Below are 20241 nucleotides of genomic sequence, written 5' to 3' on the forward strand. Positions count from 1 at the left end.
ATAACTTTTTATAATATAAGATGAGATTGAGAAGAATTCCTGATGCACTTGAGCGAATTCAAAGTCAAAATTTGCTTGTAAAACCACCATTGACTATTGATGATTCTTGAATAATTGAAATCGGGATGGGCAAAGGTAAAATGATAACCAAACTAGCTTTTGCTAATTCTCATAATAATTTTTTAGGTGTTGAAAAATTTCCTTCGGCTGCTGTTAAATCATTAAAATATGTAAAATATTATAATCTAACCAACTTTTTTATTCTCATAAGTGATGCTAAAGATTTATTATCATCAATTCGTGGTAAAACAAATCAAATTTGGCTTACTTTCCCTGATCCTTGGCCGAAAAAAAAACATCAAAAACGGCGTTTGACCTACAAGAGTTTTCTTAGCATATATGCTAATTTATTAAATAAAAACGGTGTTTTGAAACTAAAAACTGACAGTTTTAAATTCTTTGAATTTTCAGTCGCGTCTTTGTTAGAAAATGGCTGGAAAATTATTTTTCGAACTAATGATTTGCTCAATTCTTCTGTTGGCGATCAAAATGTGATGACAACATATGAAGAAAAATGAGTGAATTTAAATTATAAAATTCATTATCTTGAAGCTATTTTTAATTAATCTAATTATTTTCTATATTTGGGTAAAAAATATAGGATAAAACTTAAAATTATATTTTTTTGACAGTATATTAATTTTTTCTGTTACAATTATATTATTTTCTTGCTATCTATTTAATCGTTTCGACAGGGTGTAACAATTTCTAATGAAAAATTTTTCTGAAGTTTTTATCAAATATTCGAATGAGTTTGAATCAAATAAAATAACTATTGAACCTGTTTTTTCCGATTCACAAATCCCAATGCTCATAAAAGAGGATTTAGCTATTACTGAATATCTTGGCCAAAAAAAAGCTTATATTAATTTAGGTTCTCGTTTAAAAGATTTCTCTCCAAACCGGTTTCGCAAAATTGCGGCCAAATTAGCACATTACCCTCGTGATATCCAAATTGATTTTGACAAGTTTCCGCACAGTTTTTTGCGTTATTTAATTGAAGTTGTCGCCTTTCAGCGCTCTGATATTTTTTCGCTAAAAGCCGATTATGCAAAAACGCGCGCAAAGTATCGTAGTATTTTAGTGGTTTCTAGCTATTTAGATGAGCTAAAACCGATAATTGAAAAATACCAAATCATAAATAATAGTGTCAATTACGCCCGTTATTATCAAAATATCCCACCAAATATTGGGAATTCTGAATTCCTTGCTAGCGAAATTCAGAAAAAAATTCTCTTAAATCCAAAATTAACTGTAAAAGTCTTAGGGGAAAAAGAAATAAGAAAATTAGGAATGAATCTTCTTTTAGCTGTTAACCGCGGTTCCACTTATGAGGCTAAATTAGTAGTAATTTCTTATGAAGGCTTGCCTGGTTCGCAGTATAAAACCGCATTTGTTGGTAAAGGGATAACTTTTGACTCTGGTGGGTATAATATAAAAACCGGAATGTTCATGAATGATATGAAATATGATATGTCCGGCGCAATAATCTGTGCTGCGGCAATGGATGCACTTGCCCAATTTAATCCACTTGCAAATGTGGTTGCTGTTTTGCCTATTACTGATAATCGTTTAGATGGTGATGCAAATACAGCTGATGCTGTCTGGCGATCAATGAACGGGAAAACTGTGGAAATTAATAATACAGATGCCGAAGGTCGACTAATTTTAGCAGATGCAATCACCTACGCAATTCGCCAGGAAAATGCAACTGAAATTATCTCGGTAGCAACGCTTACTGGTGCAATCCGCGTTGCTTTAGGTGATACTTTCACCGGCGCTTTTGCAAATGAAGAAAAAATTTGAAAAGGTCTTAACGAAGCATCAAAAGAAGCTGGAGAATTAATTTGGCGAATGCCATTACATCTTGATTTTGCCCAAAATATCCGCGATTCAAAAGTAGCTGATCTTAAAAATACTGATTTTTCTGGTAAGGCTGGTTCTTCTTCGGCTGCAATGTTTATTTCCGAATTTGTTGAGGATAAACCGTTTTGTCATTTAGATATTGCTGCAACCGCATTTGTTAAAAACAATCCTACCGGAATTATGGTAAAAACTCTTGTTGAATACATTTTAGCAAAGTAATTCTTTTTTTTGGAAAAAATCAAAAAGATTTAATTGCCAAACCTAAAAAGCAATGGTAAAGCTAAATGTCCGAAAAAAATAAAAAAGAAGTTTTTTATATACAAAATTGAAATAATATCTCAGAAACGCTCACAAACTTTAAAAACCCAATACTTTTTTATATAAAAACACTTTTTAAGTAAGTATTTCTTTTTGTCTAAGCTTAAAAAACACTAAAAAACAAAATTTGGCAAAAATTATCTAAGATTTCGCTTTTAATGTTATAATTTTGATTATTCGTTTTTTAATTCAAAGGATGCTAGCAGTGAATTGGAAAAAGCTTTTTATTAGTTTTTCATATTTATTATTCTTGCCACTTACAATTGTTTCTTGTTTTGATTCTAAAACGGGGAATGTCCAATCAGAAAATGTTATACCACAAAGCAAAGACCATAGAAATTCTGAAAAGCAGAACTTACAAGATCAAGGTAAGACAAACTCACTTGAAAACCAAAGCAAGGACTCTAGGGAAAATTCTGAAAACAACGTACCCGCAACAAGCGCAGATTCACTAAGTGATGAAGAATTTCGGGCCGCAAATCAAAGGTCATTAAAAATTAACATTTCAGGTTTAAGCGAACTAGATCCAAATGCGAAAGTACAGGATATCGGTTTTCAGCATACTTTTCCATCAAATAAAGGCCAAAATTCTTTTGAGCCATTTAAAATTGAGACTCATACTGGCATTAAAAAGGAAAATGACACTGTTTTTCTTGGGCAAAAAAATGAAGGGTTAAATATTTATCTTCTTGATAGGCTATCAAAAGACAATATAAAAACTAATTCACAAGTTAAACACTCTTTTAATAGCTATTTTAACCCCGATTTTACAAAAGGTGTCCAACCTAAATATTTTGGTTTTAAATCGCTTGATTATGATGATACAAGATATTTGCAAGCATATCAACGCAACATTAGATTTGCACCCGGAACTGCAATTTTGCTTGATTCTAAAGAAGATGAAAGTGTTTTTCTAACAAATGCGCATGTTTTATACACAAATGGAATTCTTCCGTTTTGAGAAAAAATGACTTATCCTTTTATGCGATTTTATTATAATAATAAAGTAAATGATCTTGGGACACTCGAGTATTCCGGAATTCTTAGTTTGTTTTTACTAAAACAAGCATATGACAAAAACCAAGCTAGTCATGTTGATTTACAAGATCCATACAAAAGGCAACAATCTAGCAATAAATTATATAAAAGGTATTTCCGCTTAGCGAGAAATTTTAATAATCAACGCAAAGATCTTGGAATTTTTTATTTTAACCATAGTAACTTCTCTCATGATGTTGAAGCTGTTCTTGAATTTTATGATAAAAACCGGGAATCACTTTTAACTACATTTCCCTTTTTAAATAGCGAGTCAATTGATAAAAGAATTTTAGAATTTAAAAGTCAGTTTAAAATCTTTCAGCAATTCTGAGAGCATGCTAAAAAATTCCCGCCTTTAAAAATTGCTGAAAGAATTTGAAAAGATGATGAAGTAGATTTTACAACAAAAATTGCCGGTTTTTGGCCACAAGCAGCTTTTGCCAAAAATATGTTCAAAGGCGTTTGAATTGATCATGGTGCTCCGCTTTTTTTTGCTACAAATGGCCATGGGGCATCGGGTGGTGGCATTTTTAATACAAATGGTGAGTTAGTTTTCATAAACCAATCAATCGCGCTTGGAAAAGATCAGCAAAAACTTTACTATGATCAATATAATCTAACAAGCCATCTTACATTTGGGATTTTATTCCGCGATGGAAAATCTGATTTAGTAAACGAAATTAAAAAATTCTATTACAAAAACCAAGAAAAAGCAACAGCGGATGCAGAAAAACAAGGTGGTGTACAAAAATCGACTTTGCAAAATGCGACTGTTGTTAGTGTTAACAATTTTGCTTATAACTCAGTTTTTAAGCGATAAAATTAAAACGCAATTAAGCAAAATGTTTAATCCTTGATTTTTAGCTAATCTTAATTAAATAAAATGTCAAAAAAATTTTAAAAAAAATAAAAATTGCTTATTTTTCCTAAAAAAGTTTCTATATTTAACTAGCTTTAATTTTTTAAGAAAACTAGAAAATTTGCGCTATAATTACTCCTAGCATAATAATTTCTTAAGTTTTTCATAAAAAAGCAATTATTTGAAGTATTTTTTTCTCTTTTAAAATTAGAAAATAAAATAAATCAGTCAAGAATTAATTTTATATGGTATAATTTCGCCATTAGGGTTTTGAATTAAAGAGGAGAGATAATGAATTGGAAAAAGCTTTTTATTAGTTTTTCATATTTATTATTCTTGCCACTTACGATCGTTTCTTGTTTTGATTTTAAAACAGGGAATGTTAAAGCCAAGGTGAGTAAACCTGTGGAGGCGAAAACTAAGCCTTTAATTAATATAAAAAATAAAGAAAGTTCACAAAATGAGCTTAACCCCAAAATAATGCCGGAAAATAAGGGCGATTTTTTTAAATTTAGCGAGAATCCTTTTAATTTAGAAAAAAAGACTAGCCCTGAAATTAATGGCCTTGACAGCCAAATGCTAAAAAGGCTTGAATTGGATCCGATTGATAAAAGTGAATCACAAATTCTTAACGACAAAATTGATCAAAGTCTATCTAATTTAGAGCAAACGAAAAAAAATACTAAAAACACCAATACCCAAAATTCTAAAAGTGAGCTTGATAGACAACAAATTGAAATCAATTATCTTATTGAAAAACCGGTTTTAGAAAAATCACAAATTGAAAATCTTGACTTTTCGGCTCTTGATTCCTTTTTTGAGCAAAAACCTATAAGTGTTCCAAAAAAAGAAAAACCGGTTGATGCTAATTTCTTTAGCGAAGAAGAATTTCAACTAATAAATGAAAGGTCAATTAATAATTTTAACATTTCTGGTTTAAGTGAGCTTGATCATTTTAAAACACCGAATATTGGTTTAGACAAAGCTTTTACTAAAACTGTATATGAACCTTTTCAAATTGAGACTCATACTGGCATTAAAAAGGAAAATGACACTGTTTTTCTTGGACAGAAAAACGAAAATCTCAATATTTATCTTTTAGATAAGCTGTCCCAACATAATATAAGTGCTAATTCACGAGCTAAACAACTTTATCATAGTTACTATAATCCTAATTTTACGAGAAAATATTTTAAACCTAAATATTTTGGCTTTAAATCACTTGATTATAATGATACAAGATATTTGCAAGCATATCAACGCAATATAAGATTTGCACCCGGAACCGCAATTTTACTTGATTCTCAAGATGGCGAAAGTCTTTTTCTAACAAATGCGCATGTTTTATACATTGACAAAGTTCCATTTTGAGAAAAACCTTCCTATCCTTTTATGCGATTTTATTATAATGATAAAGTAAACGATCTTGGATCGTTAGGGTATTTGGGAATTTTAAGTCTTTTTTGAATTAAACAAGAATATGATAAAAAAATCACAGAGCTAAAGAAAAAAGAAAAAGATTTTTCACAAAAAAATCATCATATTTATATTGGTTCTGCAACACCAAAGATGATGTGGAAATTCAGCATTGATTTACATAAAAACTATTTCCGACTAGGCCCGAATTTTAATAATCATGGCAAAGATCTTGGAATTTTTTATTTTAACCATGGTAAATTCACTCATGATATTGAAGCTGTTCTTGAATTTTATGAAAAACATCGCCAATCACTTTTGTCGCAATTTCGTTTTTCAAATGGAGAGTCAATTGATAAAGGAATTTTAGAATTTAAAAATCAGTTTAAAACCTTTCAGCAATTTTGAGAGCAAGCTAAAAAATTTCCGCCTTTAAAAATTGCTGAAAGAATCTGAAAAAATGGTGAAATTGATTATACTACAAAAATTGGAGGTTTTTGACCGCAGTTTTCTTTTGCCAAAAACATGTTCAAAGGTGTTTATATCAATAATGGGTCCCCACATTTTTTTGCCACAAATGGGCCAGGAGCATCAGGAAGTGGCATTTTTAATGCAAATGGCGAGTTAGTTTTTATTAACCAATTGATTGTCCTTAGTAAGGACCAAAAAAAACTTTATTATGACCAAAATAATCTAACAAGCCACCTTGCGATTGGAATCTTGTTCCGCGATGGGAAATCCGATTTGGTTAGCGAAATCAAAAAATTCTATTATAAAAATAAAGAAGAACAAAACGAAACTGAACAAAGCCAAGTCAAAGTTACTGAAGCGTCTAATTTTATTCAAATCAGCGCTTAAAAATAACGCTCAAACTAAAACAAAACAAAATTATAAAAAAATGGCAATTCAAATCCTTTTTGCTATTCTAGTTTTAATTAAGCAAAAAAGAAAAAAATTTTTAAAAAAAACTAAAAATTGCTTATTTTTCCTAAAAAAGTCTCGCTTTTTTCATTTTTAGTTTGTTAAAAAGATACAAAATTTATGCTATAATTTTCAATGAAGAAAATAATTTATCTGGGAGTTTGAAATGAGCAAATCCGCAAAGAAAACCTGGTTTTTAGGCACTATTTTTCCTTTTGTTCCAATTTTTTTGCTAGCTGGAGCATGTAATGCTAGCAAAAATCAAGAAAGTAAAACTTCAATCCCAAAGGAAAATGCCCAAAAAACAGCAAATATAAACTCTCAAGACGAAGCTCGCCTACAAAAAAATGCGCAAGATAAAAAACAAGATTCTGCAAATTCAAGCCCTTTTCTTGAAAATCAGAAAAATGATCTTGAACTTCGAAGAATTGAATTAATTGAAAAGGAAAAAAAACAAGAAGAAAGGTTAGAAAAAATAGAAACGGAAGCAAGAAAAATTAAGCAAAAAGAAACGAAAATTGTTGGCAAAATCGAAAAAATAGAAGCTAATGTATCTGAGGCAAAGCAAAAAAAACAAGAAGAAAAAGCTCAACTTGAAAAAGAAAAAGCTCAACTTGAAAAAGAAAAAGCTCAACTTGAAAAAGAAAAACAAGAAGAAAAAGCGCGAATCGAACTGGAAAAACAGCAACTTGAACAAAAAGCAAAATTGGAAAAAGAAAAGCAAGAACTTTCGCTTAAAGTAAACAAACAAATTTTAGTAGAAAAAAAAGAACTCGACGAAATTTTTCGCAAAATTCCCGATTTTTTAGAGATTTCACAAAGCGAGAAAAACCGTTCATATAATAGTATCGATACGCTTTTGTGAAAATTAAGAGAAAAACCTTCAACTTTTCACTATACAAATTTTATCCAAAAACTAAAAAATTTCGATGATGAACATTATGATCTTTCTTTTAAATTTCCTTTTGAAGTAAAAGTGGAAAAAAGCTCAAGCGATATTAATGAGCATCGACTTGAAAATGTTGAACTTTTTCTTGCAAAAAAGGGAACATCATTAAAACTTACAAAAAAAGTAACACTTTTTTGAAATTTAAATAATTTAGCAAAGCTAGAAAAAACTGAAGCCGAATTATATAAAAAAGAACTTTTACCGGTTTTTAGCAAAATTAGCCCTTCAATTTTAGCTTATGCTCTTGTAAATTCGGATAAGGAATCATTTTTTGACTCGCCGCTTTTTGCCGATTTTAGCGCCGCATTTAATCAAATTTCTCTTTCCGTTGGTCTTAAAGGCGAATTTCTTGGGATAAAATTAGCTCAAAATCCTGAAAAATGATCATTTGATATTGTGAGTGCAAGCCCTAATGATGAAACAGGTGAGTTAAAATTAAGAGTGCAAAAAACAAAAACTGAGGATACAAAGCAAAATATCGGTGCAGTTCAGGAATTTAGTTTCACTGGTTTTAAAAAAAATAATGACGAAGACTTCGAATTTGAAGTAGATCCTAATTTAGTCTGACCACAAATTCGGGATAAAAATATTTTCAAAGATAACCAGCACGAACAAAATTTATCGGAGGTGCAAAAAGGGCAAATTGGCAAAATTTTACTTGATAATTTATTCTTTAAATTAAAAGATAAAAACGATCCGGATATTATTCTAAAAGATTTCCAAATTAGCAAACATATAAAAAATAATAGTAATTTTTTCGCCTATCCACAAGTAATTTCGCTAAAATGATCTGAGACTAACCAGGAAGCTAATAAAAAAATTAAAATGGAAATCAAAGATAAAAAATTACAATACAGTTTCAATTTAGAATTCGCATATTTAGCACCAAATTCAACACTGAATCCAAATGATCAAAGCTTGCAATTTGCTAGTTTTAAGACAAAACTAATCAAAGGCGAAATTCCGCTTGAATATTTTCTAAAATAAGTTTGCTTTTTTGATAAAGGCGAAAAAATTAAATTAATATTAATAAAATATGAAAAAAAGCTGAAAGACGATGGTTTGACCGCAAACCAAAAAAATTAGGTTAAATTTTCAAAGAGCAAGCCTGATTCATAGCTATCGAATTATATCATAAAATGTTAATTAGAAAAAATATTTTCTGATATAATTTTTTTAAAATTTAACTAATTTAGCCTTATTTTGAAAAATGGTATAAAAAATGTGGAAATTCCTTAAATCTTGTACTGAAAACTGTTATTCTGAGCCACAATTCGCTTTTATTGGTCGTTCTAATGTTGGAAAATCCTCATTAATTAACGCGCTAGCGAATAAAAAAATTGCAAGAATTTCTGCTCAACCAGGACGTACGCAATTGCTAAATTTTTATCATAACCAAAGCAACAAACTCGTTGTTGATCTTCCTGGTTATGGTTTTGCTCGTATTTCGAAGACAAAAAAAACGGAAATTGAGCTGATGATTGCTAATTATTTTGCTAAAAATCAAACGCTTTTGTGCGTTTTTTTGCTAATCGATGCTCGCATTGGATTTCGCGATCTTGATTTTGAAATGATCGAATTTATTATCTCTTTTGGACACAAAATTCAAATTTTAGCAAATAAAGTTGATAAAACAAATCAATCCCAAAGAGCTAAACTAGCAAAACAATGCGAGAAATTAGCGTTAAATTGTCTTTTAGTATCAGCAAAAACGAAGCTTAATTTTCCAAAGTTAGTTAATTTAATCTCTTAGTAGATTTTTTTATAAATTTTCAAATTTATATTGTATAATGTAAATCATCTAACTTAGCTTATTTATTTTTTCAAGAAAAAAAATTTTTCAAAAAAAAATTTTTTATGAAAAATTTTTGTTTAAAAATCAAAAAATCTAGTATAATAAATCTAGTATAATGCTATATATATATATATATATATAAACCTTTTAAACCTTTTCGTTATCTTCAATCTTTTGCTTATTCATATTTTTTTAAAGAATCAATGGTATTTTTTTATATCATTGCTTTTTGATTTATTCATAAGAAAAAATAAGTACGAAATTAATTTATAAAATAAGCTGTTAAAAAAATGGCTGATAGTGAGAGAAAAAATGCGAAAACACTACAAAAAAAATCAAAAAAAACGTGCGATAATCCTTGCGCTTTTGGCTTTCGGAGGTCTTAGTGTTGGTTCTTTTGGTTTTCTCCCTTTCCTTTTAAAGTCCTGAAATACACTTCAATATAATATTGTTGATTTTAAACACATAAATCATGATAATTTAAGTTATGAAATTGAATTTGCGCTTAGCGATCTTGATTCTTATAAGCTAAATTATCAAGATTTAAACGTTGATTTTACAAGTGATCAAGAAGGTAGAAACGTTGTTGCATCTCATGTTGCTAACTATGATGAATTCAGCCGTTCTTGAAGAATAAATTCAAATTATACCGGCCTTAGTTTTGGAAAACGTTATTATCTAAAAGTTTATCTTGATGATAAAAAGCAAAAGCGATTTGCTGCAAGGAAATTAATTGGCTTTAGTCAACATGTGGCTAATTTTGTGGATACCCCCCAGCCGTTTCAACTATTAATTTTGAGACCAAAACACCTTCAAGCGCTTCAGTTTCAGTTAGATTTGCCGATGAAGCCGCAAATTTAGAAGGGAAAAAAGTTGCCCTTGAATATTATTATGTGCTTAAAAATCAAACCGAAAGTTTTGAAAATGCCGATGAGTTTGAAACTAAGCTAAATAATGCCCAAGAAATTCATACCTCTTATGTTGATGCAGCCATAGTTAAAGACGGAAAAGCCGAATTTAACCTTGTAAATCTCCATCCTGGCCTTGATTATAAAATTAGCGCAATTCGTTATATTGATAAAGAAAACAAAGACCAAATTCCGTTAGCGCCAATGCAAAAAATCGCGCTGGATTCGCAAGTCGATTTTGAAAAAGATGCATCTAAAAAAGCTTTATTTGAAGCAACAACCGCAAAAATTAAACTGCTTGCAAAATCTTTAATTGACCAAAATTTATCGTCAAACCAAAAAAGAGTTTCAATTAATTTCGCGAGCTTGCAAAATACCACAATCATCCAAAATAAGCCAATCCAAATAGTTTATAAAAATTTAAAAACAGCGCAAAAATTTGTTGCAAGTTCAATTTTTGCGGCTAATTTAGCTAGTTTTGATCTTATCGGTTTAGAGCCAGGTTCATCTTATCAAGTCGAAAGTTTTATACTTGATGCAACAAATATTGAATTTAGTCCCACTTTTATTAAGAATTTTTATACCCCCGCCGCAATCGTTGATGCAAAAATCGCGCTGGGCGCAAGTTTTGCTAATGTTGAATTAAGTGTTGCATCTGCTGATGATCTTAGCGGCAGTGAAGCGCTTTTGTATTTAGATGATAGTTCAATTATTCCCGCAACTGGCGTTTTCCAAAAAACTGATCAAGCTAATATTTATAAGATTAAATTAACACCAAGCGGGCTTATTAATGATAAAAAATACGCACTTGATAGGCTAGTTTTGGCCTCTAGTATTCCAAATTCAGTTTTTAGAAATCATCAAGATGGTTATGATTATTCTAATATTATCTGAGCTCCTAATTTAGAAATTGGCTCACCAAACCGTAATTTTATTACAAAAATTTCTGAACTTAGTACATTTATTAAATTAGAACCAAAAATTTATTCAACAAAAGTTGAATACACTTTCGGTTTTTTACCAGAATCAGCATATCTAAGTGATAAAAATTTTTATTTGTATTATTATAAAAAATCAGCTCCTAGTAAAATATTTCGTTCCAAACTCGCGCGTGCCCAAAGCTCTGAAATCAAATTTGAACTAATCGATTTTGAATCTTCTGATATTTACAAAATCGATAAAATTCAAATTGATGACCGGCCTGATCTTGCAATTAAAATCAATTTCGACCAAAACAAAGAAACTGCCCAAAAACTAAAATATGATGAATTTTTCATTAAATACCACGTTAGCGATATTAAATTTGAAAATATTAGTGAAACAACAGCAAAAGTAGCGGTTACAATTGATGGTGATTTTAAAAATTCTTTGACAAAAAACCAAGGAAAAAGCGAATTTAGTGCAAAATTAGTATTTGGCGAGCCCGGATTTGCCATTTTATCAAAAACAATTAAGGTAAGTTTGCAAAACCAGTCTACCCAAGGAGGCTCTAGCTCTCCAAGTCAAAATTTTACACTTAGCGATAATAAACTCATCCTCCATTTTGATTTGGCTAATTTAAATCCAAAAACTGAATACCAAATTGCTGACCTTGAAATTCCCGAGCTTGCTGAATTTTTCAGTTCTGGCGGGATTCTAGATTTGCGCGCTAAATTTACCACTTTATATAAAAATGTCAAGATTTTAGGCGCTAATTTTGACAATATCAGCGAAAAATCAGCACAGGCGATTATTTATTTTGACCCAACATTTAATAGTTATTTAAATAATTATAAATTCAAGGCCAAATTTAAAGACCAAGATGGAAAAATCGTTTCTTATCCAAATGAGCAAAATAATTCAAATAATAATTACCCAAAGGTAGAAAATAATGCCCTTAAAATCAGTCTTTCAAATTTAGTTCCAGGACATAAATACACTTTTATAGGTTTAGACCCTGCTCCTAACCAAGACCCAAGACTAACAGATCTTAGTTATCAATATATCGCGCTAAACAAGGCTGAAAGTTCGCAAAGTCAACCAGAAAAAGCCCCATATTTTTATACAACAACCGATATTAGCGCGATTAGAACGGAACCAAAACAAGATGAAGCGACTATTACTATCAGTTTTGCTACTAAGGACCCAAATTTTAAAAGTCGGCCAAATGCTAGTGAAAAACAGGCAATACTTTTTGCTAAAAATAACGCTACAGGGGCGATTGCCTCGGCTATAAGTACTATAAAATATGATGCTAATAGCGGAAATACCGCCGAATTTACACTTAAACACCTTGATAAATTAAGCCATTATACAATTAGTGAAATTCTTGTTGATTCCCAGTTAATAAATTTTAACGCAAATTTAAAAGAGCAAAAAGCCGCTAGTAGAAACTTTTATACCGTTGCTAATACAGCTACGGTTATTAAAATTGTTCAATATGAAAAAACTCATAATAAAATCGGGTTAGAACTATCTTTTGATCCGTTAAAGGACACTTTCTTAGAAAATGATTCAATAAAAGTGTTACTTAGAAAGAAAAAAAATCAAGGAGCTTCACAAAGCGTTGAAGCAACCGGGACAGTCGGGAAAAACCTAGTATTAAAACTAGATTTTTCATCAAATATTGAGGCTGGAACCGAATATGAAATCGAACGAATTATTGATCAAACAAAAGATAAAAATATTCAAACTTCTGTTGGCTTTGCAATAAAAAAAGCCGAAAATTATTCCCCTAGTCTTCAAAATCAAGACAGTGTGGGCAGAATTTTTTCGGCTCCGGAATTAAAAGGATTTTCTGTAACTGAGAATAAAAACGAAAAGGTTAAAATTAGCCTTTATTTTGAAGACCAAGAAAAATCACTAGTCAAAATCAATAATAATTCTAGATCCTTAAATCCAAATCTTACTTTAATATTAAAAAATACTAAAACTAACGCTCTAGTTACAGCAACTGGGCAGGCAAAAGATGAGTCTTCCCAAGTCAAAGCCGAATTTACCTTTTCCCAACTTGATCGAAATGTTGAATATGTCCTTGAATCAATTAATGACTTTACGCGGAGTGATTCAACAATTTGGGTAAACCCAAGCTGAGACAAAAAGAAAAAAGCGTTTACAGTAAATGTTGATAAAATCGAGGTAAAGGATCTTGTTTATTCAGATATTAAATCAACTAGTGTAAAAACCGCGATTTATTTTGATCCGATCAAAGATTGGTATCTTGAAAATAAGGAAATCGAAGTTGAAATTGATGAGGATCAAAACCCAAAAGCAGTTTTTGTCGCTGTTTCAAGTGCCCAAAGCCAAACCCATAAAATCCAAAAAGTCAGTGTTAGCAAATTACCTGATGGCCGGTTAGTTGCAAATCTTGATTTTACCAACCTAAAAGAAGGTAGCGATTTTAAAATAAAATCGATAAAACTAGTTAAAAAAGATGTTGCAACCAATCAGGAAAATCAGCAAACTGGGCCTAAATTTACAATTGTTGATGAATTTAACAAGGAAATAGTCCAAAATAAAGGAAAGAAAATTGGCGAGATTAACGAAACTGCAAAGCAAAAAACGTTAAAGTTTGCTACTGACATTGTAATTTCGGATGTTGAATTTAATACTTCTGAACAGCAGCAATCTGATTTAGAAAGGTCGCAAACTATTAAAGTTACCTTTGCGAATTCAAATAACGAAATTCTTAGACTAAAGAACAATCAAACAGCGACAATCACTTTACTTAATACAAAAACTCAGAAATTTATAATAAGTTCGGCTACAATTACTGCGCAAGAATCAACCGATGGGAATAAACAAACAACAGCATCTGCTAGTTTTGATTTCAAAAAACAACTAGAGAAACTCACCAAATATACAATCAGTTCAATTTCGGTAATAAGAACAAATGGGATTTACCAAATTCCTTTTTCAGCTACGATAAAATCAAATACTGCAAAAACTAGTTTTGTTACCCAACTTAATACAATCAATGTAGTTGATGTTCAATATTCTGATATTTCCCCAACAAGTGTTTTACTTACAACTTTTTTTGACGCACTTGAGGATTCAAGCCTTAACGACCAATTCGAAGCCGAACTTGAATACCAACTTAAAAACCAAAATTCTGGTCAAAATATACAAAAAACCACTAAGGTTTCAATCCAAAATAATCAAGCAAGTTTTCTAATCGACAAACTTTCTGAAGCAAGCGCTTATGAGATTAAAAACTTAGTATTATATAAAAAATCCGGTGCTGTTCGACGAGCACGCGCGCTACGAACAAGGCGCGAAACTAGTGATATGATCCAAAATCTTCAGGTAGTTTTTGATAATAACAAAGTAGTCAATGCAGGAAAAAAAGAATTTGCAACAAAGTCATTAATTTCTAGTATAAAAATCAATCCCGATCTAATTAAGCAAAAAGGTTCTAATACCCCAATACAAGTAGGAAAAACCAATATAACTGATACAAGTGTAGGGGTAGAACTTCAAATCAAAGATCCCAAAAAATTCTTTGCAGATTATGCCCAAAGCAAGCCTAAAGCTTCACAGGTTAGTCAAATTCTGCTAATGTTAAAATCGCACAGAACCGGAGCAATCGCTGAGGCGAGTGCAACGATTGAATATCAAGAAAATCAGACACTTGCAACAGCAAAATTTAGTTTTACTGATTTGGAAAAATATACTTTATATTCAATAGTAAATATTTTTATAAATGGAGTTCCAGTTGGATTTTTAAATTCTATTACTGAAGAGCAAAAAAAATTCCATACGACCGCCAATGAGGTTCTTCCTGAATCATTCACTCAACTTGAATATCACAAACACGGTGCCGTGGTTCGTATGGTATTTGATGTGAAGAAAAACTGATTTTTAGTTAATAATAAAGTCAAACTCAACTTTAAAATTCAAGGTCAAAATGGGCAACAAGATCAAGCCCTTACCGCGGAGGCAAATGTCCAAAGCGATGGGGTAGCACTTTTTAAAATTGATGGTGAGTCAATAAAAGAAAAAGTTCCGTCTGGAACGCGTTTTGAAATTTCAGATCTTGTTCTGATTCCAGAATATAATAATAACCAAGCCATTTTGCAGCATTTTCCGTTGGAAAAATATGGCTCAAGCGATAAAGTCCAAGTAATTTCTCAAGCTGCTACCGAAGTTTTACAAAGCTCTCCCCTCCGCCAAAAACGTAATTTGCTTAGTTTATTTGAAAGTAATGATTCTCCAAAAGCTAAGCTTTCACAGTTTTCTAATTCATCTTTATTTGCAGATACTCAGACAAATAATTTCGCCAAAATTGGTCTTAAACTCGCCCCATTATCGGATACAAGTTCAAAAACAACCCCGAAAACCTTTGATACAGCCGCTTATGTAGTTAGTGTTACAAAACAAAGTTTAGCCGGTAATACAGCGGAGATTAGCATAAAAATCAATTCAACCTATTTATTAGATAAATTAAATAAGTCTAATAGTTCGTTACAGCTAAAATATATCGATATAAGCTCAGGTGCTACAAAAACCGCGCAACTTTCTAAAAAATCCAATTCCGGACAAAATGGTATTTCAAGTGAGTGAGTATTCAGAGCACAAAATCTTAAGCCATTAGATTATTATCAGTTAGTTTCTATCACCCAGACAGATAATGGTCAACAGCAGGTTATTAATTTTGATGATGACAAAGTTAGTTTCCAAGATAAATTATTTCGGACAACACCAAATTCTTATTCAGTAGTTGATATTCAAAGAACCTTACTAGATGAGAAACAAAATAAAGCTTATGTCAAATTACAATTAGATGAGCAAGCTAAAACTTATCTTGAAGGTTATAAGGTAAGACTAACTTATAAAAGACAAGATCCAATTAATGCCAATGCAGTCCAAGAAGCCCAAGCTGAGTCTGTTATCAAATCTGATGGGTCAGTTGATTTTATCTTAGAGGATAAAAGCGTAGCAGGCAAGAAAAAAACATTTCAACTTCCGGTGGCGGCTCATTCCCTTTCAATCAATCAAAGTACCAATACCTTAAATTCTTCTATTCAAGACTCAGAATTAATCCAAAGTTCTAATTTCGAAAATAAAAGCAAAAATGTAGACCAGTCCAAGTTATTCGAAGGGTTTAGCTATCAAATCCAAAAATTAGAAATAATCGGAAAACCCGGTAGTTCTTCAACTCGCAAAAAACGATCCACAAGTGCTTCTAGTCTAATTGATTATAACATTAGTTTCAATGCTAGTGCTACTTTCCAAAGTAAAGATTCAAAAAGTATCGAGGAAAAGAAAATAATCCAAGGGATACCAATCACAATTTATGATCAGTTAATTTCTGTTACAGAAAAAGAATTTTCTTCTGGGGTTGATACAAAAATCTACGCGTATTTTATCTCTTCTGAAAAATTAAGTGCAGAAGATCAAGACAAGCAACATTTCAAAGTCCAATTATATAACAAATCTCTTGCAAAATACGAAACAATCATTCAGGCAGAGAATATCCAAAAATTACAAGCTCAAAACGGGCAGTCAAATTTTTATCTTGTGACTTTTTCAGCAAATCTTAACAAAGCGTCTTTATATGATATTGTAAAATATACCTATCAGGGCAAAGAAATCAAAAAATCGGAATATAAAACCAATAACGTTAATAATACCGAGTTTATAACGCCTGCTTCAAAGGTAAAGCTTACAAATTTTGCGCAAGTTCCAATTTATGAAGATACTAAAGCAAGCGCGTATTTTCAGTTTGATGAAAAAGACGAGTTTTTATGAAGAACAAAGCAAAAAATCGATATCACCCTAAAAAACGCTGCTAAATCTCAGGAAACTAAAATTCTAACAATCACACCAACTGGCGCTTTTAGTCAGGTTGAATTAACCGGAAACAATGGTTCCCAACTTGAGCCAAACACAAAATACGAACTTGTAAGTTATAAGTTAAATGAGCAAACAATTAAAACCCCTATGGAACTTCCAAACCGCAAAAACCAAAACCTAAAAATAGCATTGTTATCAAGTTCAGTTCAGCTTCAAAACCACAAAAATAAAATTCAAAAAGTCAATCTTTCAAAAGAAGATATAATCCAAAAAACCCCAGCAAATCTTAGTATCGAAACCAAAGCTCGCTATACTTTTAATGATAGTAACTTTACGCAGCGCGGCTTTGATAATAACAATGGTAAAACCGGGAAGATAACTATTAATCTTAATAAGGAATTATCCCAAATACCAAAAGCATTCGGGGAAATTACTATTAGCAAAACTTCCCCAAAATCCAATTCTGAATCCATAACTCTTAGTTCTACTCAAGCTTTTGACCCTAATTCTGGTAGTCTCGAGTTTATGGTTAGAAATCTTGAGCGATTTCAAGAATATAAACTTACCTCCGTTAAACTAAATGGTGTTGAGATCCAAAGCTCAAGTGTTAATAACCAAAACACTTTCACTCCTAAGCCTACTGAAATCCTCGTTGAAGATATAACCTGGGGTAGCCAAACCGTATCAAGTTCCTCAACCTCGCAACAAAATGCAACCGTCAGCCAAAGTGTAACTATTAATTTTAGTAAAGACGATACTTGGTTAGATAATAACCAAATACTAGTAACGCCAGTTAAAGTAGGGGGCACTCCCGAGCAAAGCCAATTACAAGGAAAAAGTGCAAGTATAAGTAAAAATAAGGCCAGTGTACAACTTGACAATCTTGCCCCAGGTGAAGAATACACTCTCAAATTAGAACTAAACGCTTCAAAGCGCAAGAAAAGAAGTCTCAATCCTTCTATCCCGATAAAAATCCCGGAAAAGCAATATAATCAAGACTGGACCCCCAAAATTGCAAAAACTTTTATAACCCCTCCGGTTATTAAAAAGGTTAGTTTTACCCCCCCTAAAGATAAAGATAGTGCAGCTAGTCTCACAGTGGATCTCCTTGGGTCTAAACTACCCAAAAATCATCCCATTTTACTAACTTATAAACCTAAACAAGTACCACAATCTCTTCATAATATAATCAGTTCAAGTCCTACAACCGTTAGTCCTGAACAAAATCAATTAGAACAAAATAAGTTAGTGTATAACCTCCCTCATTTGGTTCCGATTGATTATACTCTTTTAAATTTCAAAGTCCTAGACTCCGAGTTAAAGTTTAATAATGATAGTGCAAAGCAAATATCAGGGTCTTCTTCTTCTTCTTCTTTAACAAAAATGGAGTTTAGTCCCCCTATTCCGGATCCGGCCTCCGAGATTATAATAACCCCCGAACCCCGGTCTGATTCCGCTTCCAAGCAAAGTTTCATTCTTACTGCGCCCTTAACTTCCCAATACAAATTAGCTGAAAATAATAACCTCCAAGTGGAATTTAACCCGGACATGAGTGCGTCAAAATCATCAAAGCCCCCCCAAAAGTTTACCAAAATAGTTCAAAACTGGACCCCCAATAAACAAAATAACACAATTACTGCCAAAATAGAAGTTAATGAGCAAGAAAGTTCCAGCCCCAAGGTCAAGGTCCAACCCGGGCAAGTATTCAAGCTTCAACTACAAAATAGTTCCCCTAGTTTGCAAACTGAACAGCCTATTTATTATGTACCTAATACCTTACCATCAGTTTCTGCAATTTTAAAAACCAACGTCAGATTAGAAGACTGACAAACCCAATTATACAGCTTCGAGTACTGAGTTACTGTCTATGACCCTAATTCTGCGTTAGTTAATCTTGATTTAAAAAGCGCAAATTCATTAGTCCCATTTAAGGAAAAGGTAGATACTAGTCAAAATCCTGGCCCCTCATATTATCCAATACCAAAACTTGGTGATTTAAGTCAAACTCAAGCTAATATTCTAAAAGAGAATTTAGCAGCACAATTTGCCCCATCAGTTTCTGCTCGCGCTAGCGATTATATTAAAGCCTTAAAACCAAATAATGAATCAATGTTACAAGAAGAAGCAAACAAATTAAAAACCGAAGCAGATAAAACTTGGCAGAAAAAAGTGCAAAAACTAGAAAAACATATATCACCCAAAACCCCGCGCATTAGGCATGTGAGCCGTACATTTATCACTCAATCTGATAGTGTCTTTAAGTTTAAGTTAGTGGGAACCCTATCGGAAATCTTTGCCTGAAACCCCAAAAAAGTGGAACTAACCTACAAAATCTTCCCTAGTCTCTCCAGCACTGCAATCAAAACTGAAGAAATTCAGCAGTCTTCTTCTTTATCTTCTTCTTCTTCTTCTTCACCCCCATTAAAAGTGCTTAATCTTTTCAAACCCTATGATAAAATTAAATTAAGTGCGCAAAAACCTCCTGATAACGAACTACCGTATTTAAACGCCTTGGACGGAGGTGATTTCCTTGGTCAATTCGAAGGAACTTATTTTATTCCGCCAGCAAGCCCCAGTTCCAAACCAAGCCAACCAAGCACCTTAGTCCCAAGATGGTCCCCTTTACAACTTGAGCCAAAACTAGGGGAAAACATCAAAAATGAAAAATACTGGTCAAATTATATTTACTACCAAGATGCAAAATTCTGAGAAAACCGTGGTCAAAACCGGGGTATGAATGAAGGTTTTGAGTTTTTTAAATATCAAACTCAAGAACTACAACGGTTTAAAAAATATGTTTTCTTAGGGCCTCGTAAAATTAAGCCAAGTAAACCAAAACCTAACCTAGAATCTAAAGCAAATAGTGAGGCAAAACAATATGCCCAAAATCAAAAAGAGTTATGAATTGAAAAATACGAGTATATTAAAACGGAGAACAAGCTTAAATTAACTTTACAAAATCCGGGTAAAGATAATAAAGTTATTATCGTGCAAGTAGCAGACCCAGTTAGTTACTATGTTGAAATCAATTCCCCGTTAGGCTATATGCAAACATTAAAACTTAGCGACCTTCATTTTGAAGGTAACAGCCTTATCCTAAGTGTTAGTTTGCCTAATAACGAAAATTGAAACCCAGAAGGAATTCAAAGCGCAATCCCGTGGATAGTAAATCGCGTCTATGCAAAATGGGAATCAGATTCTAAACAAGCAAAAAATGTTAAACATAACCATAATTTAGTTAAAATTAACCCAAGCGAAAAATATACCATTGCGCCAAAACCCGGCCTTGCGCCTTTTATTTTCTATACCTAATATTTCCAATACCGATTTTCTCTTA

General features: G+C 31.9%; 8 protein-coding genes. All 8 read left to right on the forward strand.

Annotated elements, in window-relative coordinates; translation table 4 throughout:
- The first annotated feature begins 20 nt into the window (after positions 1 to 20).
- The 8 genes from trmB (at position 21) to MYF_RS01125 (ending at position 20216) form a co-directional block, all read left to right on the forward strand.
- Positions 21 to 626 (forward strand): tRNA (guanosine(46)-N7)-methyltransferase TrmB, encoded by a 606-nt coding sequence (trmB, locus tag MYF_RS01090; protein WP_002557978.1) that lies wholly within the window; start codon positions 21 to 23, stop codon positions 624 to 626.
- A 145-nt stretch (positions 627 to 771) separates the two neighbouring features.
- Positions 772 to 2145: a M17 family metallopeptidase gene (locus MYF_RS01095; RefSeq protein WP_002557977.1), complete on the forward strand. Its 1374-nt coding sequence runs from the start codon at positions 772 to 774 to the stop codon at positions 2143 to 2145.
- Positions 2146 to 2449: 304 nt separating this feature from the next.
- Positions 2450 to 4102, forward strand: coding sequence for an Mhp366/Mhp367 family surface (lipo)protein (locus MYF_RS01100; protein ID WP_051054340.1), 1653 nt, complete (start codon positions 2450 to 2452; stop codon positions 4100 to 4102).
- A 330-nt stretch (positions 4103 to 4432) separates the two neighbouring features.
- Positions 4433 to 6415, forward strand: a complete 1983-nt coding sequence (locus tag MYF_RS03170; protein WP_002557975.1) for an Mhp366/Mhp367 family surface (lipo)protein — start codon at positions 4433 to 4435, stop codon at positions 6413 to 6415.
- Between the two features lie 229 nt (positions 6416 to 6644).
- On the forward strand, positions 6645 to 8414 hold the full coding sequence (locus MYF_RS01110) for an LppA-related lipoprotein (RefSeq protein ID WP_231237888.1): 1770 nt from the start codon (positions 6645 to 6647) through the stop codon (positions 8412 to 8414).
- Positions 8415 to 8649: 235 nt separating this feature from the next.
- Positions 8650 to 9180: a ribosome biogenesis GTP-binding protein YihA/YsxC gene (yihA, locus tag MYF_RS01115; protein ID WP_002557972.1), complete on the forward strand. Its 531-nt coding sequence runs from the start codon at positions 8650 to 8652 to the stop codon at positions 9178 to 9180.
- A gap of 354 nt (positions 9181 to 9534) precedes the next feature.
- Entirely contained in the window at positions 9535 to 10083 is a 549-nt protein-coding gene (locus MYF_RS01120; protein WP_040538377.1) for a hypothetical protein, read from the forward strand.
- Between the two features lie 32 nt (positions 10084 to 10115).
- A complete protein-coding gene (locus MYF_RS01125; protein ID WP_002557653.1) occupies positions 10116 to 20216 on the forward strand; it encodes a hypothetical protein in 10101 nt (3366 codons plus the stop codon).
- Positions 20217 to 20241: the final 25 nt, after the last annotated feature.

Source organism: Mesomycoplasma flocculare ATCC 27399, from assembly GCF_000815065.1.
GTDB lineage: Bacteria > Bacillota_I > Bacilli_A > Mycoplasmatales > Metamycoplasmataceae > Mesomycoplasma > Mesomycoplasma flocculare.